Source organism: Chitinophaga sp. 05T412 (assembly GCF_056396465.1).
In genome coordinates, this window is sequence record NZ_JBFTLN010000004.1 from 451,441 (window position 1) to 473,306 (window position 21,866).

Consider the following 21,866-nt stretch of genomic DNA (forward strand, 5'->3'; position numbering starts at 1 on the left):
TCGTATGGCCATTTCATTTATCCTATTTCTACTGTAACGTCGGCGGTGAGGGGGAAGCTTTGACAAAGGAGAATCATGCCATCGTCGATATCGGAAGGCGCTAAGGCATAGTTATGGCGCATTTTTACTTTACCGGCGGTGAGTTTTGCGGTGCAAACGCCGCAGGTACCGCCTTTGCAGGAATAAGGAAGTGGTATCCGGTCCTCCAACGCCGCCTCCAGAATAGTTTTTCCCGGGTTTACATCTAACAGGTTGGATTGCTCATAAAAATGCAGCAGTACTTCCTGTGGGGCATCCGGTAATATTTCATCTGCCTTGATAGGTTCAGGAGAAAACCACTCCAGGAAGATATTTTCGGCCGGTACCTGCATGGCTTCCAGCATTTCCTGGTGCATTGTCATCAGCCCCGTAGGGCCGCAAATGAAGTAATGTACATCAGCATGTGGTTCGGCAATCTTTTGCTTGATCAGTTTGCGGGTCACCAGCTTATTCAATCGTCCCTTGACCAGGTTAGGAATATCAGCGTCGCCGTGTGCGGAAAGAGCGTGGTGTACCTGAATCCTTTCCGGGTGGTTGTCCTGCCAGGAGGCAATATCCTCCCTGAATATAATTTCTTCCGGTGTCCGGCTGGCGTAGATCAGTGTCACCAGGGTATCGGGAGACTGATCCACCACGGCTCTGGCAATGCTGTACAGTGGTGTGATACCGCTTCCGCCAGCCAGCAATACGATATGTTTGGCAAACCAGGTGGATGCTGCAGGCACGAAGGCGCCAAAGGGCCCTGTCACCTGCCATTCGTTTATTTCGCTGGCATGTGTCAGGATGTAATTGCTCATGATACCGCCTGGCACTGCTTTCACCGTGATGGTGGGCTGCTGATCTTTGCCCGGCACAGAGCTTAGGGAATACGACCGGGTAATAGCCTTATCGTTGATGACTAAAGTAAGATTGATAAATTGTCCGGGTTGGTATATAAAAGGCTGATCGCCCGTATCAAACCGGATGGTCACTGTGGAAGCGGTTTCCGGAATAATATGTGCCGTGCGCCAGATCTGTATGTCGTTCATGTAGGTGAATTGCTTTTAATGGGTATGCGGTGTGGATTGGTGAGAAAGGATTTCCTTCGATTTCCTGATGTCTTTAAAGTAAGAAGTATTGAGGCCGGTTTGATCTTTAAACTGCCGGGAAAGATGGGCGCCACTGCTGTAACCCAGCCGGAACGCTATGTCAGACAGCGTTTCATGAGTATATACCAGGAATTCTTTGACTTTCTCGGTACGGAACGCAATGATATATTTCTCCAGGGTAATGCCTTCCAGCTCAGAAAAGGTATTGCTGATCAAATCATAGTCTTTCCGCAAGCTGGTTGCCGATAGCTGCGAGAAACGGAAGCTCTCCGGGAAGTCGTAGGAACCGGAATACACTTTCTCCACCAGGGCTTTAATATCTCTCACCAATTTCGTTTTCTTATCTTCTAACAAGGTGAATCCCAGCGGTTGCAGCTTTTCCCCAACGGCCTGCAGGTCCGGCCCCGATAAGGCAGACACTGTGGTGAATTCCCCAAGAGTAACGCCAGTGACGGGTATTTGCAGCTCATGCAGGGCATCTTTGACCGTAAGGATGCATCTGTCGCATACCATTCCTTTGATGAATATCTTATAGCTACTTAGCATAATATCGGATTTGTGCCGTGGCAAAGCTCCGATATACATCCCATGGAGCGTTATACAATTCAGGAGAAAGTTTATATAATTTGGCCCGGGTGAAGGGGAAGGGATGGAAATCCTTTACGGATGGGCCTTTTATATATATTATATATTTATTTTATGTTTTAAAGCGGGTCGTTTTCACTAAGGGCAAATGCCCGTATTGCTCATTTTCTGAGTTCCTTTAGAAGGGATGCCGTATCGCCATACTGGATTAAGATCTCATATTGATATTTAATTTCTTCGGATATAGGTAGGGCTAATACCTCGGCTAATAGCCCGGTGCTATCTTCCTTTAGTGTTACTCCTTTCTTGTATAGTATGATGTAGTGCGCCGTCCAGCAATCTGTTACTTCCCTGCCGGTCTCTGATTTACAAATGCATACGAGGTTAGGTAACCCATCAGGGGAAGGGCCACAACAGCCTGTCATTCTGTTCCCATCAGGATGATAAGACAAGTGATGTTTGTCCGACGTACAGATATAGTAATCACCGTTTTCATCAATGCCATATTGCCCTGCTGACAACAGTAATTCGCCATCCATTTTTCCGATAAAATCCAGTGCTACCAGCTCCTCCAATAAACCAGAAACCCTGGCGCCACAGTTGTTACAAACAATAAAATGTTTCATGGAACTAAAATAGTTATTTAGTTTGGATGAGGGGTAGCATCATGTAAAGGAATTGCGCCTTTTTAGCTGGACTACCTATTTTATAAAAATGGGACCACCTGCATCATCCAGTGATCCCGTACATTTGTGGGGTGATAATGCTACCCGCATTATATGTTCATCAAAAAAAGGACTGTAGTCACTATGCACATTTACGATCTCATTATTGCAGATAAGGAAACAACGCAACTGGAGGATATTTTTCTGCCGGACGAAAAAAGAAAAGCGATTGAGCAACTGATCAAGGAACATTATTACGTACAGGAATTACAGCAGTACGGATTGCCGGTTAATAATAAGATCATGCTGCACGGCGCCTCTGGCTGTGGTAAAACCACCACTGCCAAAGCTATTGCCAATGCGCTGGGAAAGCCGCTGTTTATATTAAACCTCAGTAATATCATCTGTGCCCGCATTGGGGAAACATCTCAGAATATTAAAGCGGTATTCGATAAGGCGGCCCGCGAAAAAGCGGTATTGTTTCTAGATGAGTTTGACCAGATCGGCAAAGCCCGCGACGATGATCAGCAGGACGTAGGAGAGATGAGACGCCTCGTTAATACACTTATTCAGCTGATTGATTATTTCCCGGAAAAAGCCCTGCTGATCGGTGCTACCAACCATGTGCATATTATAGACCATGCCCTGCTCCGGCGTTTTCAACTCAACCTCTCATTTGAAATGCCGGCTGACGAAGTGCTAAATGATTACTACGATACCCTGTTAGCCCGTTTCCCGGAACATATGCGGCAGGTACAGCGTAAAATGAATGTCTCTTTTGCGGAAGCCAAAGATGATGTGCTCACACAAGTGAAAACTAACCTGATTGCTCACCTGGAGTCAACGACAAAAAATGTGAACCTATGAGTGAAGACATCCGGCAACATCTCCGGAAAATTAATAACAGCATAGCACAAGCCTGTAGCAACAGCGGAAGGAGCAGCAACAGCGTAAAACTGTTGTTAGCGACTAAAACGGTGCCGGCGGAGCGTATCAAAGTGGCACTGGAGGCAGGATATACGTTGATTGCAGAAAACAAAGTGCAGGAGCTGAAGGAAAAATATGATGCGTTGAAAGCAGTGCCACATGAAAATCATTTCATCGGTCACCTGCAAACCAACAAAATTAAAGACCTGCTGAAATATGAGGTGACCTGTATCCAGTCGATGGACCGCCTGGACCTGGCGGAAAAACTGCATCAGCGGCTGCTATTGGAGAACAAGCAGATGGATGTGTTGATACAGGTAAATACCTCCGGCGAAGAAAGCAAATTCGGCGTATCGCCGGAAGGCGCCATGGAACTGGTAGAGCGGGTGTCCCGCCTGGATACGCTGCATATAAAAGGGCTAATGACCATTGGGTTGCTGAGCGCTGAAACGGAAAAGGTGCGTGCCTGTTTTCATCTCCTGAAATCATTACAACAACAGATCAGCGCTGTAGCTATTCCCCGTGTAGCGATGGCGGAATTGTCTATGGGCATGAGCGGCGACCTGGAAACGGCCATAGAAGAAGGCGCTACTATAGTGCGGGTAGGCACCGCTATATTCGGCCAGCGGCCTACGCCCGATAGTTACTACTGGGATGAATCGACAAAGGTACAATGACGGGAACTCAAACACTAAATGATAAGCGATGGTACAAATTGTCAAAGCAGGAATCGAACATCTTGATGAATTCGCGGAATTATTCAACCATTACCGCATTTTTTACCGGCAGCCTTCAGATCTCGAAAAAGGGAAAAACTTTTTACAGGAAAGAATCAGTAAAGGGGAATCAGATACCTTTTTAGCGCTGGTAGATGGCAAAGCGGTAGGATTTGCCCAGCTCTACTCACTGTTTCATTACAAAAAGCTTGAGCGTCAGTGGTTATTGAGCGATTTGTTTGTTGACCCAAATTACAGAGGACAAGGTCTTTCCGTAATGATTATTGACCGCTGTAAAGCCTGGTGCGAGGAAACCAATGCCTGTGGCCTGTTACTGGAAACCGAAAAAACAAATACCATCGGTAATCAGCTGTATCCCAAAACAGGATTTGAAGTGGACCATGAACACAATTATTACAACTGGTGGAAGGCATAGCGGCCAGAAAATTTCCGGGGTATACCTTGTATCACCCCGGAAAATAGTTTTTTGTTAGCAAGTTCTGCGACTGCAAAGTAGCATACTGTGTACGGGATCACAAGGATTTTCTGTAGTTGGATCTGTAATCAGGTAACCCGCTCCGTTGCTGGTGGATAGCTTGCTCAATCGCGCAACAATTTTTTTGCTCAAAACAAGTTTCTGCAATTGCATTTTCTTTTTCATAGCTTTAAATTTGAGGTGGGCAGGCAAATGCCTGTACTATTAAAGTACGCCATAATTCACTGTCCCTGCATCCCGTAAAAAGGGGATTTTCAAATTTTTGAAGACCTCTATGGTAACTTATGGGACCTGCTGGAGCGACGCTAATCAAAGAAGTGCTCGTCAACCTCAAAGAAAGTCCTTTTACCTCATCCTATCCACCCACGTACATTTTTCCATCCTCTCCAATAGGTGCATGTTGTACCTGCGCTATATCCTTGCCATAAAGAAGTAGTACCCACAAAAAAGGGATTTACAGAGATGCCTTTTCCATAAAGTAATGTGGACGGGCTGATGTAGTAGTCCTGTAGTAGCCGGAAGTACTATAAAAACGGAGAATTACGCTATATGACGTAGTAATGAAGTGGTGGTTTCCTAACATTTTCCTAACAGCTATCCTACATTTGTTTTATCCACGATTCACTATTAAGGAACGACCAAAACTAAATTTTGCGTATGAAAAAAAAGTATACCTGTATTATTATCCCCCTTTTTCTTTCCATGATCATCCGGTTTACCGCCAGCGCTCAAAATAAAGTCGTGAAAGGTACGGTAACCGATGACAAGAACCTGCCTGTTATTGGCGCCTCGGTTGGGGTAAAGGGTACTGCAAATGGTACGATAACCAACGAGGTGGGTGGTTTTAGCCTGGCGGTATCGCCTGGTGCCGATTCACTGGCGGTATCCGCCATAGGATTTGCCAGGCGGGTAGTAGCCATCACTGGTAATGTGGTGAATGTACAACTGGAGCCTACCCGTACCGGACTGGATGAAGTAGTGGTAGTAGGGTATGGTACCCAAAAGAAAGCGGACCTGACCGCTCCCGTTACTACGGTGAATACCGACAATATGATGAAACGTACTACGGCTACCGCTATGGAAGCGCTACAGGGAAGTGTGCCTGGTGTGCAGGTGGTAACCAGCGGGGCACCGGGTAGTGTCCCCAACGTCCGTGTGAGGGGAGTAGGCTCCTTTAATAATGAGAACCCCCTGTATGTGGTGGATGGAATGTTCGTGACGGATATTAATTTCCTGAACCCCGGCGATATTGCGGATATGTCCGTGTTAAAGGATGCGTCTGCCGCCGCTATCTATGGTGTGCGCGCCGCCAATGGTGTGGTGCTGATTACCACCAGGAAAGGAAAACTTAACATGAAAACCCGGGTCACCTATACCGGGTATGTAGGTATGCAGAAGCCCACAAATGTATTGAAGATGGCTAACGGGAAACAGTATACGTCATTTTCACTGCAACGGGGATCTGTGGCAGATAGTGGTACCGCGTTGTTGTCATCCCAGAAATATGGTGGTACCGGTTATGATCCCACTACCAGCACCGACTGGTACGATGTGATCCTCAGAAAAAGTGCGCTGATCACCAATCATGGCATTGATGTTACGGGTGGAAGTGATAAAATCACTTATTCTATGGGGCTGAACTATACTTACCAGAATGGTATTCTGAATGCCCTGAATAATTTTAAACGCTATAACGGCCGGTTGCAACTGGAAGCGCATGCATTTAGCTGGCTGAAGGTGGGTATTACTGCTATCTTTAATAATTCCACTACTTTCAGTCCTGATAACTCCGCATTCCTGAATGCCTACACGGCTTCTCCTTTATTCCCGGCGTACGACAGTACCAACGTAAATGCTTACCCGGTAAAATTCGCAGCGCCATCTGTGATCGGCAGGTCGGATGATAAGAATCCCCTGGCTACTGCTTATTATCATTACGACCGGTCAAAAGGATTTCAGATTTTGCCAACCTTGTATGCCGAAGCAGGATTTTGGCAGAATAAAATCACTTTCCGGTCTCAGTTAAGCCAGATCTACGGATCGTTGCTGGAAACCAACTACAGTCCGGAACAGAACCTGGGCCCTGCTGCAGGCAAAACTGCTTCGCATCTGAAGTCTATCCAGGAACGGACGACCAATTACATCCTCGATAATTTGCTGACCTATAAAGACGGCAAAGGACGTCACCACTGGAGCTTACTCCTGGGACAATCTACCAGGGAAGAACGCTGGCGCCAAACGCGTGCAGAAGCTGATAATGTACCTAATCTGGAGGAAGCCTGGTATGCCAACCCGAGTGCCACCAATTCTACCTACGGTGAAGACGGTACCCGTAATGCTGGTATTTCCTATTTTACGCGCGGTACTTATGACTTCGACAATAAATACCTGTTGACCGCCACCTTCCGTGCAGATGGTAGTTCTAAATACCAGACCAAATGGGGCTATTTCCCTTCAGTAGGTTTAGGATGGGTGATCAGCAGAGAGGCGTTTATGCAACATCAGCATTTGTTTGACTTCTTAAAAATCAGGGGTAGCTGGGGCCGTCTTGGAAATGATGGGGTAAATCCTAATGCCGGCTACGCCATTGTGCAAACCGGTAACGGCAACTCCGCCATTTTTGGTAGCACTGCCGGGGCCAATGGAACTTATGTGCCGGGATATACCGTGAATCGTTTATTCCAGGACATCTCCTGGGAAGTAGTGACAGAGTGGGATGGAGGTGTTGATTTTGAATTGCTCAATGCAAGATTAAAAGGTTCTGTTGACTACTACAACAGAAAAACCACCGGGGCTGCTTTTTACAAGGGTGTTCCTTTTACCTACAACACTATTTATGGTAACTGGGCCGATATGGTGAACAGCGGTTGGGACGTCGTACTGAACTGGAGCGATAAAATTGGTAATGTGGGGTATTCTATTGGCGCTAATATGTCTACCTTAAAAAATAAGGTGACCAGCCTGGGCCCTCTCCCCAGTTCCACCGGAGGTTTTCCTGAGTGGACTGCAGAGTTTCCAAATCGTATAGTGGTAGGGCAACCGATCAACTATTTCTACGGCTATGAATTCATCGGCGTTTATCAAACCCAACAGGAGATAGATAATGATCCAATCGCCAAAAGTTATAATCAAACGGCCACTTCACCTATCCTTCCTGGTTTCCCTAAATATAAAGACCAGAACGGCGATGGCGTGCTGGATAATAAAGACCGTGTAAATATGGGAAGCTATTTGCCAAAAGTTACCTACGGTATCAATATTGGTCTCACGTATAAAAAGTTTGATTTCAGCGTTGCCTTCCAGGGGGTATCCGGTAACAAAATATTTAACCTGAACAGGGGCCGGCTTTACAAAGCATCTTCTTCACTGAACCTCGATGAAAAATTTGCCAGCGGTCTCTGGACTGGCCCCGGCTCTACGAATGCCTACCCTTCTGCCTATGCACTGGGACAAGGCTGGTTTAAAGTAAGCAACTCCTTCTTTGTAGAAAGCGGCGCCTATCTGCGTATTCAGAACATTCAACTGGGATATAATTTTGATATAGGTAAGCAATCTCCAATAGCCATGAGAATATTTGCTACGGCCGACAGACCTTTTATGTTTACCAAATACAATGGCTTCACGCCAGAAATTAGCAGCTATCAGGGCGTTTCCGGTTATGACTCCAATGTGTACCCGGTATCTTCTACCTATAGCTTAGGCGTAAGAGCTACTTTCTAAGAAGGCTTTCGTTACCGGCTATACGAAAATGTTTATCATCTATCTATCGTGCTAGAAAATTTTAAAAAAGAAAATATGAGAAGTTATATATCCATCTTACTCATCATCATACTGTTATCTACCGGTTGTTCCAAGTTTCTGGACCGTCCGCAGGAGAACAAAGCGCCCATTACTACCGTCAATTATAAGGATTTGTCGCTGATGTATCAGCCGGTATCGGGTGTATACAGAACGGCTGCCAGCGGTACTTTTGCGAAATGGATCAGCGTGGCCATGCGCGCTGTACGCAGTGATGATGTTGAAACAGGCAATGACGACGCCGGACAAATAGCCATCCATAACTTCCAGACGGATGTAACCGTAAAAAGTTACTGGGGCATCAACGACATGTGGATCAGTATGTATGCGGTGGTATTAAACGCGAATAGTGCGCTGGCAGAATTGAATGAATTCGCTAAAAATATTCCTGCCGGTGATGCCGAGAATACCAAACTGATGGCAAGGTATCAGGCGGAAGTACGCTTCTACAGGGCCATGGCGCAGTTCTGGATTGGCAGAACCTATGGCGCAACCCCCATCCTTGGTATCGAAAGTAATGATGCTGCGACCCTGGGTGGCGTTGGCAAAAGCAGTATTGAAGACGTGAACAAGTATGTCATGGCTGAAATGGATTACTGCATTGGCAACCTGGAAGATGCCAGACCCAATGCAGCTGTACATGTAGGTGGCGTAACAAAATACACCGCACTGATGCTGAAAGCAAAAGCCGCCATGGACCTGGCAGGTAATAACAGCGGTAGCCCTTACTGGGACGTTGTGCTGGATTGTACTAACCAGATTGTGAATAGCCATCAGTTCTCCCTGTTTGGTGATTACTACCAGTTATTTAAGAAGCCGGGTAAGTTGTGTAATGAGGCGATTCTTGAACTGCAATACTCCGACTTCGGACAAAGCAGCGGCGATATCGTTACCGGCGGCGGTGCTAATGAAACATGGGCTAACTTCTACCTGTTCCAGGCGCCTGAAAATACCTATAGTCCCGTGATCTCCGGTCCGGGCTGGATGGTACCTACACAAAAAGCGTTTGATTTCCTGAAATCACGTAACGATAGTGTACGTTTAAAAACAGCTATTGAATACTGCGGTATCAATGGCGCTCCGGGAACCTATAAGGTAACACCTGCTGGTGATACTATCTCAGGGAATGCCTCCCGCAAAAAGTATTTCAATGGAAAAGCCTATTTCCCTACTTCACAAATGACACCCGGCAGAGTTGATTTTTACGGCGCCAATAATAATGTCCGGATCATGCGCTATGCTGAAGTACTATTGATGAATGCAGAAGCTAAAATCCGTAAAGGACAAAGTGGTGATGCCCAGGTGAATGAAGTAAGGAAACGCGTAAAGCTGGACCCTATTTCCAGCGTAACCCTGCAACAGCTGATGGATGAACGGCATGCAGAATTGATCTGCGAATGGTGGGGCGAAAGATTTAATGATTTGCTGAGAACAGATCAGGCGGCCACCGTGCTTCCCGGATTTGTGAAAGGGAAAAGCGAATACATCCCCATTCCGCAGGCGCAGGAGGATATCAATCCAAAGTTGAAAGATTAAATTTATTGCAGGAACGATTGTTACTATCACCGAAATCATGAACATGAAGAAAAAAAACTATGCGCTGTTTTTGCTGCTGACCATCTGTGGGTATACCACTATGGTGCAGGCACAGTCCATTCAGCGCCACAAGAAGTGGAAGCTGGTCTGGAGTGATGAGTTTAACTACAAAGGCGTCCCGGACAGCACTAAGTGGGGATATCAGACAGGCCGGTCAGGCTGGGGGAATAATGAGCTGCAGCTGTATACCGCTGCTGATACCAATAACGCGAAGGTGCAAAATGGCTTGCTGTTTATTACCGCCAGAAACGCGGGTACCGGAAAGAATAAATATACTTCCGCCAGGATGGTGACTAAAAACAAGGGCGACTGGAAATACGGCAAGCTGGAGGTAAAAGCCAAACTGCCTAAAGGCAGAGGGCTATGGCCTGCTATCTGGATGTTGTCTACCGACGATGCCTACGGCGGCTGGCCGGAAAGTGGCGAAATTGATGTGATGGAACACGTAGGTTATATGAAAGACAGCATGTTTGGAAGTTTGCATAGCAAAACCTATAATCATGTTATCGGCACCCAGAAAACCAAAGGTGTTTTTATTGCACATCCTTATGATCAGTTTCATCTATATGGTGTAGAGTGGACACCTGATCACATCACCTTCCTGCTGGATAATAAAGTATATTACCAGGTAGCCAATGAACACAAAGGCCATGAAGGCTGGCCATTCGATAAGCGATTTTATTTGCTGCTGAATGTAGCTGTTGGTGGTAACTGGGGCGGAAAAGAAGGTTTGGATGAATCCGTGTTCCCCGCGGCCATGCAGGTGGATTATGTCAGGATGTATGAAATGGCAAAATAGTAAAAGTATAAGTTGTATATTATCGTAAGCTTTTAGCAGTTAGCTATTAGCTTACGATAATATTTTTTAACGAATCTTTTAAAGCCAATGACACGGGTAAAAGTAGCCATACTGGGAGCAGGATTTATTGCTGACATTCATTTGGAAAGTTATATACGGTTTGTGCCGGAAGCTGAGATAGTAGCGGTGTATGCGCGACATGCAGACAAAGCGAAAGCCTTTGCAGATAAGCATCATATCGCGCAATACTTTTCTTCCATTGACGACTTATTACAAAACACAGATATAGACGTAGTGGATATTTGTTTGCCGAACTTCCTGCATTGCGAAGCCACGTTAAAAGCGGCGGCAGCGGGCAAGCATATCATTATCGAAAAACCGCTGGCCGTAACACTGGAAGAAGCAGATGAAATGATAGCCGCCTGCGACAAAGCCGGGGTGAAACTGATGTACGCAGAGGAACTTTGCTTTGCACCCAAATACGAGCGTGCGCGGCAGATGGTGGAAGAAGGCGCCGTTGGCGACATCTATATGCTGAAACAATCAGAAAAGCATTCAGGCCCACATTCGGATTGGTTCTATGATGTAAATCAATCCGGTGGTGGCGTATTGATGGATATGGGATGCCATGGGATCGCCTGGTTCCGCTGGATACTGAAAAACAGCCGTGCACTGAGTGTCACCGCTTCCATGAATACCGTATTGCATAAAGGACGAACCAGGGGGGAAGACAATTCGATTATCATCATTGAATTTGAAAACGGTGTGACTGGTGTGGTGGAAAACTCCTGGGCAAAACATGGAGGAATGGACGACCGCAGTGAAATTCACGGCACTAACGGGGTCGTCTATGCTGACTTATTTACCGGTAATTCCATACTGGCTTACAGCAGAAGCGGCTACGGTTACGCGATGGAAAAAACAGATACGACGGTGGGCTGGAGTTTCTGCATGTTTGAAGAAGCTTTTAACCAGGGCTATCCGCAGGAGTTAAAACACTTTATCGACTGTGTGAAAAATGATAAAACACCACTGGTGACGGGCAAAGACGGACGGGTAGTATTGGAGATTATCTATGCTGCTTACGCGGCAGCGGGAGAAGGTAAAAAAATCACCTTGCCCTTTACACCATCCGTAGCCAAACCGGTTGATTTGTGGTTAAACGGCCCTGCAAAATAGCATCTGAACAGGGTAAAATGACAACATAAAATTTCACGTATGGCAGCTGATCAGGATCTTTCCAAACACTTTGATGCCATTGTAATTGGCAGTGGCATCAGCGGGGGCTGGGCTGCAAAAGAACTATGCGAAAAAGGATTGAAAACACTGGTGCTGGAGCGGGGCAGAAATGTGGAGCATATAAAAGATTATCCCACCGCTACCACGCCGGTATGGGACTTCAAATACCGCGGAGCGCTACCGAAAAAGGTGTTGGACGAAAACCCCTATATCAGCAGAGCTGCGGGATATGACGCCAGCACGGCACATTTCTTTGTGAAAGATGCGGATCATCCCTACATCCAGGAAAAACCTTTTGAATGGATACGGGGCTATCAGGTGGGTGGAAAGTCGCTCATATGGGGCCGTGCATGCGCCCGCTGGAGCGAGATGGATTTTACCGCGCCACATCGGTACGGTTACGGTATTGAGTGGCCTATCGGCTATCACGACATTGCTCCGTGGTATAGTCATGTTGAAAAGTTTATCGGCGTTTGTGGCAATAAAGAAGGTATAGCTACTATGCCGGACGGAGAATTTCTGCCGGCCTTTGAATTGAATTGTGTGGAGCAGCATATAAAGGAAGTAGTGGCCCATCAATTCAACCGCCACTATGTATCCGGCAGGTGGGCGCAGGTAACGGAGTCGCGGGGTATTCCGAAAGAACAGCACCGGCAATGCCTGAGTCGTAATCTTTGTATGCGGGGATGCCCGTTTGGTGGCTACTTTAGCTCCAATGCCTCCACGCTTCCCTGGGCGGAGAAAACCGGCAACCTCACCATCCGGCCCTTTTCTGTGGTACATTCCATTATTTACGATGAAGCTTCCGGCAAGGCCACCGGCGTAAAAGTAATTGATACCAACACGAAAGAGTTGATGACTTTTTATGCGAAAATTATTTTCCTCAATGCGTCTGCCTTAAATACCAATCTGGTTTTGCTGAACTCTACTTCCCAACGGTTTCCCAATGGTTTGGGAAATGATAACGGACTGTTAGGGAAATATATCTGTTTCCATAACTACAGATCCGGTATGAGTGGGGAGTTGGAGGGTTTTGAAGATAAATATTACAAAGTATCCAAACCGGCGGAATGTATTATTCCCAACTTCCGGAATGTATATGAAAAAGACACTGATTTTGTAGGTGGTTATGTGATATTTGGTGGCGCCTATCGGGAACGGCTAAACGATAAAAATATACCGGTTGCTTTAGGAGCTGAATTTAAAGAAGCCATCAGCAGGCCGGGGAAGTGGGGCGCTTACATGTATATGCAGGGAGAAACCATTCCCAAAGAAAGTAATCATGTCAGGTTGAGCAAAGACAAAACGGACCAGTGGGGCATTCCTTTGCTGATCACTGCTGTCGACTACGATGATAATGACGACCGGATGGTAAAGGATTTTCAGGAACAGGGAAAAGCTATGCTGGAAGCGGCCGGCGCAAAAAATATTGTGGTAACCGATAACCATCAGCCACCGGGATTAGATATACATGAAATGGGCGGTGTGCGCATGGGAAAAGATCCTGCCACGTCATTGCTGAATGAATGGAATCAGCTGCACCATTGTAAGAATGTTTTTGTGACAGACGGTGCTTGTATGACCAGCACCGGTAATCAGAGTCCTTCTATTCTTTATATGTCGTTAACAGCCAGAGCGGCCAATTATGCGGTAGAGCAGCTGAGGAAAGGGGTGTTGTAAAAGCAAAAAGCTAAAAGCAGAAAGCAAAAAGCTATTGTCGCGAATGATTATAGCGTTATAATATTTGAAAAGATCATTCGCGACAATAGCTTTTTGCTTTCTGCTTTTAGCTTTTTGCTTTCCCAAACAACTGAATTTCTTTGACCGCTATTCTGCTGCTTTCCGGTTGGATGCTGCTAATCAGATAGCGTACATACCTGGCGGCAGACGCTTGCAGGGATACTACTTTGTAATCCTGTCCGGATACCCGTTGAGGGCTTTTCACTTCCACCCAGTCGCTGCCATTGGCCGATACCGAAATGCTGTAGGTATACCAGTCGCTGTCTTTCCCCCATACGATACGACTACCCGTTAACGCATATGTTTTCTTCAGCTCCAGTGTAATGCTCATGGGTAACTGGGCTGCATCTGCGGTCCATTTGGTGGTGGTGTTGTCGTCAGTCATCCGCAGTGGGTTTTCCTTTCCGGGTGTGGGTTGCACCGAAACAGTTACGTCGGTCAGGTCGATCAGCGGCAGTGTGTTGGTATCATCTATAGACTTCTCCCACGGCGCTGTTTTATTTTCAGGTGACCATGGGTGGTGGGTACCATCGGGTACATACTTCGCGGAAGAGGCGCTGGTTTTAAATGTTAGGTGGCCAGTACCTTTATCCAGGACGGTGGCGCTGATATTAATCTCGCCCGGTATGGTGGTATGCTGGATCAGGCCATAGGCGATACCACCCTCTGTATGCAGGAGGGAAATATTAGGTTGAGACATCTGGCCTCCAATCAGGGTTCCTTCTCCGGATACACGTACCCGCATGAAAAAATCCTGACCAGGTTTGCTGTTGGAAATCAGTGTTCCATTCTTGTCACATACCTTCACATAGAATGGCGTGATGGACGAACCATCCGCAAGTGGTGCAGTATGGTTGGCGGGTATTTCAATTTCGAGGTGATGAGGCCAGCGATCGGGTGTTCTCACGGTATGCGTGCAAACAGGTTTGCCGTTCAATATACCTACTGCCTTCAGGGTGCCAGCTTCATATTTTCCGGTATGGAAGGTGAAGTAGGGACTGCCGCCTTTAGCAGCTACAAAAGGAGCGGTGGCCGCATTTTGTGCCCGGGTGATTTCACCGCATAGCTGATCGTTCCGGTAAAGCTGTACAGCGTCGCAATTGGAAAATACCATGATGTTGCTGTCCAGATCCGGTTGGTTGTTATAGCTGCCAACGTATACCATGGGACCATAGGCCGGATTACGGGCATCCTGCATGGCCTGCAGCTGGTAGTAGCCGAATTTCTCATACCGGTCAAGATCTACTACGCCGCTGAAAGCGGTGACAGCATCAGAGCCACGGGTATAGTCGTTGTAGCTCCATACAAAGTAGCCACCTATTCTTGGATTAGCATCCAGTCCGCCGTGATCCCAGTAGCCGCCCAGTTCTTCGGAGGTTTCTCCATTCAAAGCGTTTTGCCTGAATATACATTGATGGATCAATCCCTTTTCTGTATAGATTCTGCTGGCACGCAGTCCATTTTCTTTCTCCGCATCTGCCATCCAGCTGTCGCCCCATTCGCGGGTGAGGAAAGGACGGGAAGGCATTGGATCGGTGCCATCTTCGTTTACTACTTTATAAGAAACATTGTAATGATCTTTGCTGCGGGAATTATAATCATCGGCTACAAATAGTTGCTGGCCGGGCATTTCCTCCCGTGCCGTTTGTACTGCCTGTTGCATCCAGGAGGCTGGCGTAGGGGATTCGTTGAGAGACGTTTCCCAGAGAAAAACAGCGGGGTGGTTGCGATCGCGGCGGATCATTTCTCTGATATCGCGGTAGGTATTGGCGATGAAAAGTGAATCTTTGGAAAAGAACTGCCATCCCGGTTCGCATTCAATGACAAGCAAACCTGTTTTATCGCAGGCATCCAGGAAGGCGGGCGACTGTGGATAGTGCGCTGCCCGTACAGCGTTGAATCCTCCTTTTTTCAGCTGGAGGGCATCCATGTACTGCATATTATCCGGTGCGGCATCGCCAATGTATTCGTAGGCCTGGTGCCGGTTGGCGCCACGCAGATACAGCTTTTCCCCATTGATATAAAATCCGTCCGGCCGGAAGGCAATATTTCGTATACCCGTAGTAGTGATAAGGCTATCTACCCGTACCTGGTTATTGTACACCACCGATACCAGGCGATACAAATAAGGATGATCCGGATGCCATAGCTGCGGATAAAGTATGGTGAGAGATTGCTCTATATCGGTATCCGTGTGGCCATTCAGGCGTTGCTGACTACCGGCGGTAGCTACGGCGATACCGTTGCTGTCTATCAGCGTTGTTTTTAGTTGCACATTCGCCGGCTTGCCGCTGGCGTTTACAAGGTTGGTTTTAATATGTGCAGACGCGGTATTGTTGTTAGAGGCCGGATAGGTGATAAATACGCCGCCACCGGCTACTTTGTTGGCTTCCAGCGGATGGGAGATGAATATCTTTTCGGTAACCAGCAGGGTCACATTTCTGTAGATGCCGCCAAAATAGTTGAAGTCTAAGTTTGCCTGTGGCTTTCCCGGAGGGATCTGTGCGTTATCCGTATTGGTGACACGTACTGCGAGGACATTGTCTTCTCCCAAAATTATATACGGGCTGATATCCACTACAAATCCCATGTAACCACCGGTATGAGTGGCGATTCGCCGACCGTTTATATATACTTCCGCCGTGGTTTGCACGCCGTCAAAACAAAGCGTGATGCGCTTATCATGATACGCCGCCGGTACACGGAAATATCTTCTGTACCAGCCTACACCCTGGTAAACCTGGTTGCCGCCGTTGTGCTTTTTTTCAATGCGCATCACATGCGGTATGCTGATGGCAGACCAGTCATTGTCGTTGTATTTTACTTGATCAGCACCGGCTGCTTCGCCTCTGTGAAAGGCCCAGCTGGTGTTGAAATTTAAAACGGTTCTGCTTTGAGCAGCCAGATGAGGTGGTAGAGATACAGATAGCAGCAATAGTGTAATAAGTCCGCGGAATTTTAACAACGACATCCATTTTTGGTTTTAAGATAAAAAAATCCCGCTCATTTTTCAATTCGCGGGATTTTTCAATGTGCATGATAAGAACTAGTAGCCTGCGTTTTGCGTCAGGTTTTTATTGATATCTCTTTCCTTTTGTGGTACCGGCCACAGATAATCCCGGTTATCCTGGAAAGTACGTGTTTCTACTTTTACATGGTCGCCGGAAAGCGTCAGTTTACCATTGGCAGGATCTACAGTACCTAATTGAGTACCATATACGGTACCGGATCTTACCGCACTACCAATTTTCCAGCGTTGTACATCAAACCAGCGCAATCCTTCCAATGCCAGTTCCACTCTGCGTTCCCGTCTTACCAGTGTACGCATTTTGTCTACAGTGTTGTACACGGTTCTGTCTACCACCGGCATTCCTGCACGGGTTCTCACAGCGTTCAGTGCATCGTATACAGAATTATCGATGATGCCGGATTCAATTTGGGCTTCTGCATAGGTCAGCAATACTTCTGCATAACGGATCACAATCATATTCAGCCCGGTGTTCCACATGTCAGAAAAGTCGGAGAGGTGAGACGTGAATTTCTTCGGAATGTATCCTGTTTTGGAATTGTTATCACCGTTGTAATAATCGCCGGAGGACTTTTCAATTGAGTTGTAATAAGCGCCTTCGTATAACTGGCCCGGACAAACGATGGTAGCTGTTAAGCGGGGATCTCTGTTATTATAGGGATCTTTATCGTTATAGCCGGAACTCGCGTCATCAATGGTTTTCCCGGTTTTGGTTTCATACGCATCTACCAGCGCCTGGGTAGGATCGAGTGAGCCCCAGCCCCCAAAGCCGGACGACGGCATAATGCCAAGGTCGGCGTTGGAATAATCATTCTCTTTGTATTGTACGTCGAGAATCACTTCCTTGTTGTTTTCATTTTGAATGCGGAACAGGTCCTGATAACTGGGGAACAGTTCATAGCCTAATCCCATTACTTTTTTACAATCAGCGATACAGTCGGCGTAATTTTTATCGAATAATTCTACCCTTGCTTTGAGGGAGAGGGCGGCGCCTTGTGTAATATGGCCTACTTCACTACCGGTGTAGCTCACCGGCAGAGAGCCGGCGATAGCGGCCAGTTCGTCTTTGATGAATTTACGTATATCCGCTGCCGGTGTTCTTGAGATGCTGTTGGCTACTTCTGTCGTCACCGTGTTTTTAACGAAAGGTACGTCCCCATACAATTGCGTCATGATGAAATACTGGTAGGCTCTTATAAAGCGGGCTTCCCCTTTGTACCGCTCTTTTAATGCGGCGTCCATGGGTGTTTTATCGATGTTTTCCAGGAACCAGTTACATTTCTGCACACTGGTATAATCCCAGCGGGTAAAAACGGTGGTATTGGAAGGTGTAACGGTACCACTGCCATAATCAGTGTAACCTTCCCATGGATATTGGCTGTAAAGGTTATCGCTCACCGCATCCAGGTAAAGTAAGTGGTAGTCGCCCTCCCAATCTTTGAAGCAGCCGTTGAGCGCTGCTAATGCATCTGCCTGCGAGGTCCACAAAGACGAGTTGCTATAACTATCTAATGGCTTTCTATCGAGGAAATCCTTCTGGCAGGCGGATTGTGTCAGGCCTGCTGCGAGTAATATATAAAGAATGTTTCTTTTCATGATGTTGCGTACTTTTTGTTAAAAACTAACATTTACACCAAGTGTGTGCACTTTTACCTGTGGGTAGTAATAAATACTGCTGGAAACGGATGCTTCCGGATCTATCCATTTGTACAGGTGATCAAACGTGAGAATATTTTGTCCGCTATAGTAAAAGCGTACTTTGCTGAGTCCAATTCTTTTCACCAGGCTACCCGGCAAGGTATAGCCTACCTGCAGATTTTTGAGGCGCAGGTAAGAGCCGTCTCTCACCCAGAACGACGATGGTGTGTTGCCAGGATCATTTTGGTTATAGCTAGACCAGATGCGTGGCAGGGACGCGTTGGGATTGTCCTTGGTCCAGGTGTCCAGGAGCGCAGAAGTAGGTCTGCCTGCGGCAGAACTCACACTACCCAGTTTGCCGCCATCGATATATGTTTTTACACCGGCAGCTCCCTGGAAGAAGATCGTCATATCAAAATTTTTCCACGAACCTCCGAGGTTAATACCAAAAGTTACTTTCGGGAAGTAGCTGCCGAGGTATACTTTGTCGGCGGTGTTGATGGTGTCATTGCCATCTTTATCCTTGTAGCGGATATCACCGGCGGCAGTTCTGTTGCTTTGGAAAGGGGCCTTTTGTACTTCATCGTCAGACCGGAAAATGCCATCTGCTTCGTATCCGAATAAGGAATATCTGGGATAGCCGGCATTCTGGATGGTATAGCCATCTATCTTAGGACCGGCGCCGTTGCGGCTGATGATCTCATTTTTGATAAAGGCCGCATTGATGGAGGCATTGTATTTGAAGTCGCCTTTCTTATCGTTGTAGCCAAGGGAGAATTCCCAGCCTTTGTTCAACATAATGCCTGCGTTTTGTACAGGTGGCTGCAGACCATATACGGCGCCTACTTCCACTGGCATCAGGATACCATCGGTGGTTTTATGGAAATAATCTGCTGTAAAGTTCAATTTTCCGTCGAGGAAGCCTGCATCTAAACCTACACCGGTTTCCTTGGTAGTTTCCCATATCAGGTTCTCGTTGTTACCATTAATGGGGGAGATACCACTGGCGATAGTAGCGCCGGTTCCGCCAAAGGTGTAGTTCTGGCTGCCATTTACCTGCAAAATGTAAGCATAGTAGGGATAGGTGGGATATTTTTTATCATCTATCCCTGTCATGATCTGGTTGCCCAGTTGTCCCCAGGAAGCCCTTAGTTTCAGGTAGGACACATATGGTTTGGCAGACTGGAAGAAGTCTTCGCGGTCTACGTTCCAGCCGGCAGAGAAGGAAGGATATGCGCCCCATCTGTGGCCTGGTGCAAAGCGGGAAGAACCATCGTAACGAAGGTTGGCTTCAAGGAGGTATTTACCGTCGAAGTCGTAGTTAAGTCGGCCAAAATAAGAACGGAGTGCCAATTCATAAGAATAGCCGCTGGTTTTTTGTCCGTCTGTAGAGGCCAGGTTTACATCGGTCAGCAGGTTATTCAAAAAGCCTTTCCGATAGCCATCATCGAAGGAGAATTTGGTAAGTTCCTGTGAGTAACCGCCTAATATTTTAAAGTTGTGTTTACGAATGGATTTGATGTATTCCAGTAATACCTGTTGCGTGACTACATTGGCAAAAGAGTTTTCGTCGGTAACGGAGTTTGGTCCCTGGTAGAACGTCGGTTTTCCGTTGGCATCGTAGTATTGCTGGTCTGCAATGAATTTCTTATTATGCTTGATGCCCATCACATAAGCCACTGACGGTTTAAAATGGAGACCGTTTATAATTTCCCAGTCGGCGCCCAGGTTGCCAATCAGGTCATATTTTTTATAGTTATTGGCGCTGTTTCCTTCCAGCCACGCCATAGGGCTACCATCTGCAATATAGCCATAGTAACCGTTAGCGTATTTATAAGGAATGGTAGGAGAGATGCGGTTGATTTGTCTTACCAGTTGCTGGAAATCACCGGTGTAAGGGTTGCTGGGTTCTCCTGTCACCGAATTGGTGAAAGCAATATTCGCATTTACTTTTATCCGGTTGGTGACTTCAGTGGTGATATTTAACCGGCTGGTATAACGTTTGGCATTGGTTTCTTTCACGATACCATTTTCATCAAACAGGCCAACGGAAAGGGAATATTGTGTTTTGTCACTGCCGCCGGATACGCTAACATAATGGTTTTGCTGCAGGCCGCTGCCTTTGTAGAAGAGGCCCAGCCAGTCGGTGTTAGGATATTTATAAGGATCAGAGCCATCTTTGAATTTTTGAATTTCATCGCCTGTCCAGCGTACTGGCTTGCTTTCATTTAAGAGGGCCTGGTTATACAGCGTAGCTGCCTGCCAGGATGGTAAGTAGTCGGGCAAGCTGGTGGCGTTTTGTTTACCCACATAGGCATTATAACTCACCTGTGGTTTTCCTTTGCGGCCTTGTTTGGTCGTAACGAGTAATACGCCATTGGCAGCGCGGGAGCCGTATATGGCAGAGGAGGCCGCATCTTTCAACACAGACATCGACGCAATATCATCGGGGTTGATATTATTCAGATTGTCCAGGTTGGTGATGACGCCATCTACCACTACAATGGGATTGGGATCATTGAAGGTACCGATACCCCGGATGCGAATCTGGGCGTTGTCGAAGCCGGGTTGTCCGGTAACATTGGCGGTAACGGTTACACCGGGCATTGTACCCTGTAACGCGTTGCTGATGTTGGTGACAGGTCTGTTAGTTAGTTGCTCTGACGAAATAGACGTAACGGCGCCAGTGAGATTGGCTTTCTTTTGAACGCCGTAACCCACTACTACAAATTGTTGCAGGGCGCTAACATCGGGAAGAAGTTGTACGGTGAATTGTGTTTTTCCTGCTAAAGGAATTTCCTGTGTCACATATCCGAGACTGCTGATCACCAGCACCGCTTTTTCCGATACATCTTTCAGCTCGAAGGTGCCATCGGCGGTGGAGATCGTACCTTTTTTAGTACCTTTTACAACGATGGAAGCGCCGGGAATAGCGACCCCGGTGTTATCAAGGATTTTCCCTGTAATCGCTACCGGTGGCGGTGCGGTGGGTGGTGTTGTTGCCGGTTTTTCGTTTTTGGTAATGAAGATAGTGTTCCCCTGAATTTCAAAACTCAGTGGTTGTTGTACCATCACCATTTCCATGGCCGTTTGCGGCGAAGCATTTTTGAGATCTACAGATACCGGGTTACTGTTTTTGAGATCTTCTTTATCGTAGAAGAAAACATAACCTGTTTGCTCTTTTATTACTTTGAGCACTTTCTGAAGACTTTCCGATTTCGCGGAATAAGTGACTGTTTGCGCGCTGCTGCTGGCACTTACTTGTAAGGTGGCCGCGAGTAGCAGGAGAGAAGTTAGTCTCATCACTAACAAAATTTTGGTTGAGAGCTCCGCAAACTTCCAATATTTGCGGGTACCGGAATTACAAATAGCCTTAAGTTGCATACTTTTGCAATGTTTGGTTGAATTAATAAATAATGTTTACCGACTTGTTTGTTGATGAAATTGAACTCCAGCCGGGGTAGGACGCCAATCTTAAACCCCGGCTTTCATTTAGCGTATATGGGAGCTAT

General features: G+C 46.8%; 14 protein-coding genes. 8 read left to right on the top strand and 6 right to left on the bottom strand.

Annotated elements, in window-relative coordinates; translation table 11 throughout:
- Positions 1-17: 17 nt before the first annotated feature.
- The 3 genes from AC1DFM_RS12195 to AC1DFM_RS12205 form a co-directional block, all read right to left on the bottom strand.
- The gene (locus AC1DFM_RS12195) at positions 18-1,067 is read right to left on the bottom strand and encodes a 2Fe-2S iron-sulfur cluster-binding protein (RefSeq protein ID WP_477077008.1); all 1,050 of its coding nucleotides are present in this window, start codon (positions 1,065-1,067) and stop codon (positions 18-20) included.
- 15 nt (positions 1,068-1,082) lie between these two features.
- Positions 1,083-1,673 carry a helix-turn-helix domain-containing protein gene (locus AC1DFM_RS12200; RefSeq protein ID WP_477077009.1) on the bottom strand — a complete coding sequence of 197 codons (591 nt, stop codon included), beginning with the start codon at positions 1,671-1,673 and terminating at the stop codon, positions 1,083-1,085.
- A 200-nt stretch (positions 1,674-1,873) separates the two neighbouring features.
- On the bottom strand, positions 1,874-2,338 hold the full coding sequence (locus AC1DFM_RS12205) for a hypothetical protein (RefSeq protein WP_477077010.1): 465 nt from the start codon (positions 2,336-2,338) through the stop codon (positions 1,874-1,876).
- Between the two features lie 183 nt (positions 2,339-2,521).
- On the opposite strand from AC1DFM_RS12205, the gene AC1DFM_RS12210 reads away from it, so the two are divergent.
- The 8 genes from AC1DFM_RS12210 to AC1DFM_RS12245 all read left to right on the top strand — a co-directional run bounded on the left by AC1DFM_RS12210 (position 2,522) and on the right by AC1DFM_RS12245 (position 13,628).
- On the top strand, positions 2,522-3,244 hold the full coding sequence (locus tag AC1DFM_RS12210; RefSeq protein ID WP_477077011.1) for an AAA family ATPase: 723 nt from the start codon (positions 2,522-2,524) through the stop codon (positions 3,242-3,244).
- Positions 3,241-3,981, top strand: coding sequence for a YggS family pyridoxal phosphate-dependent enzyme (locus AC1DFM_RS12215; protein ID WP_477077012.1), 741 nt, complete (start codon positions 3,241-3,243; stop codon positions 3,979-3,981). The genes AC1DFM_RS12210 and AC1DFM_RS12215 overlap by 4 nt, the downstream gene beginning before the upstream one ends.
- A gap of 28 nt (positions 3,982-4,009) precedes the next feature.
- Positions 4,010-4,456: a GNAT family N-acetyltransferase gene (locus tag AC1DFM_RS12220; protein ID WP_477077013.1), complete on the top strand. Its 447-nt coding sequence runs from the start codon at positions 4,010-4,012 to the stop codon at positions 4,454-4,456.
- A gap of 717 nt (positions 4,457-5,173) precedes the next feature.
- Positions 5,174-8,236, top strand: coding sequence for a SusC/RagA family TonB-linked outer membrane protein (locus AC1DFM_RS12225; protein ID WP_477077014.1), 3,063 nt, complete (start codon positions 5,174-5,176; stop codon positions 8,234-8,236).
- A 75-nt stretch (positions 8,237-8,311) separates the two neighbouring features.
- Positions 8,312-9,850 carry a RagB/SusD family nutrient uptake outer membrane protein gene (locus AC1DFM_RS12230; protein ID WP_477077015.1) on the top strand — a complete coding sequence of 513 codons (1,539 nt, stop codon included), beginning with the start codon at positions 8,312-8,314 and terminating at the stop codon, positions 9,848-9,850.
- Between the two features lie 43 nt (positions 9,851-9,893).
- A complete protein-coding gene (locus AC1DFM_RS12235; RefSeq protein WP_477077016.1) occupies positions 9,894-10,709 on the top strand; it encodes a glycoside hydrolase family 16 protein in 816 nt (271 codons plus the stop codon).
- A gap of 87 nt (positions 10,710-10,796) precedes the next feature.
- Complete coding sequence (locus tag AC1DFM_RS12240; RefSeq protein ID WP_477077017.1) at positions 10,797-11,888, top strand: Gfo/Idh/MocA family protein; 1,092 nt, start codon at positions 10,797-10,799, stop codon at positions 11,886-11,888.
- A gap of 39 nt (positions 11,889-11,927) precedes the next feature.
- Positions 11,928-13,628 carry a GMC oxidoreductase gene (locus AC1DFM_RS12245; protein WP_477077018.1) on the top strand — a complete coding sequence of 567 codons (1,701 nt, stop codon included), beginning with the start codon at positions 11,928-11,930 and terminating at the stop codon, positions 13,626-13,628.
- 106 nt (positions 13,629-13,734) lie between these two features.
- Here the strand turns inward: AC1DFM_RS12245 and AC1DFM_RS12250 are convergent, their stop codons facing one another.
- The 3 genes from AC1DFM_RS12250 to AC1DFM_RS12260 all read right to left on the bottom strand — a co-directional run bounded on the left by AC1DFM_RS12250 (position 13,735) and on the right by AC1DFM_RS12260 (position 21,657).
- A complete protein-coding gene (locus AC1DFM_RS12250) occupies positions 13,735-16,659 on the bottom strand; it encodes a glycoside hydrolase family 2 TIM barrel-domain containing protein (protein ID WP_477077019.1) in 2,925 nt (974 codons plus the stop codon).
- Positions 16,660-16,734: 75 nt separating this feature from the next.
- Complete coding sequence (locus AC1DFM_RS12255) at positions 16,735-18,312, bottom strand: RagB/SusD family nutrient uptake outer membrane protein (RefSeq protein WP_477077020.1); 1,578 nt, start codon at positions 18,310-18,312, stop codon at positions 16,735-16,737.
- Between the two features lie 18 nt (positions 18,313-18,330).
- Entirely contained in the window at positions 18,331-21,657 is a 3,327-nt protein-coding gene (locus tag AC1DFM_RS12260) for a TonB-dependent receptor (protein ID WP_477077021.1), read from the bottom strand.
- Positions 21,658-21,866: the final 209 nt, after the last annotated feature.

Bases quoted from the DNA above. Each gene is read 5' to 3' on its own strand.
- AC1DFM_RS12260 (WP_477077021.1), bottom strand. From the start codon at position 21,657: ATGAGACTAACTTCTCTCCTGCTACTCGCGGCCACCTTACAAGTAAGT.
- AC1DFM_RS12235 (WP_477077016.1), top strand. From the start codon at position 9,894: ATGAAGAAAAAAAACTATGCGCTGTTTTTGCTGCTGACCATCTGTGGG.
- AC1DFM_RS12200 (WP_477077009.1), bottom strand. From the start codon at position 1,673: ATGCTAAGTAGCTATAAGATATTCATCAAAGGAATGGTATGCGACAGA.
- AC1DFM_RS12250 (WP_477077019.1), bottom strand. From the start codon at position 16,659: ATGTCGTTGTTAAAATTCCGCGGACTTATTACACTATTGCTGCTATCT.
- AC1DFM_RS12215 (WP_477077012.1), top strand. From the start codon at position 3,241: ATGAGTGAAGACATCCGGCAACATCTCCGGAAAATTAATAACAGCATA.
- AC1DFM_RS12210 (WP_477077011.1), top strand. From the start codon at position 2,522: ATGCACATTTACGATCTCATTATTGCAGATAAGGAAACAACGCAACTG.
- AC1DFM_RS12230 (WP_477077015.1), top strand. From the start codon at position 8,312: ATGAGAAGTTATATATCCATCTTACTCATCATCATACTGTTATCTACC.
- AC1DFM_RS12225 (WP_477077014.1), top strand. From the start codon at position 5,174: ATGAAAAAAAAGTATACCTGTATTATTATCCCCCTTTTTCTTTCCATG.
- AC1DFM_RS12240 (WP_477077017.1), top strand. From the start codon at position 10,797: ATGACACGGGTAAAAGTAGCCATACTGGGAGCAGGATTTATTGCTGAC.
- AC1DFM_RS12205 (WP_477077010.1), bottom strand. From the start codon at position 2,338: ATGAAACATTTTATTGTTTGTAACAACTGTGGCGCCAGGGTTTCTGGT.
- AC1DFM_RS12220 (WP_477077013.1), top strand. From the start codon at position 4,010: ATGGTACAAATTGTCAAAGCAGGAATCGAACATCTTGATGAATTCGCG.
- AC1DFM_RS12255 (WP_477077020.1), bottom strand. From the start codon at position 18,312: ATGAAAAGAAACATTCTTTATATATTACTCGCAGCAGGCCTGACACAA.
- AC1DFM_RS12245 (WP_477077018.1), top strand. From the start codon at position 11,928: ATGGCAGCTGATCAGGATCTTTCCAAACACTTTGATGCCATTGTAATT.
- AC1DFM_RS12195 (WP_477077008.1), bottom strand. From the start codon at position 1,067: ATGAACGACATACAGATCTGGCGCACGGCACATATTATTCCGGAAACC.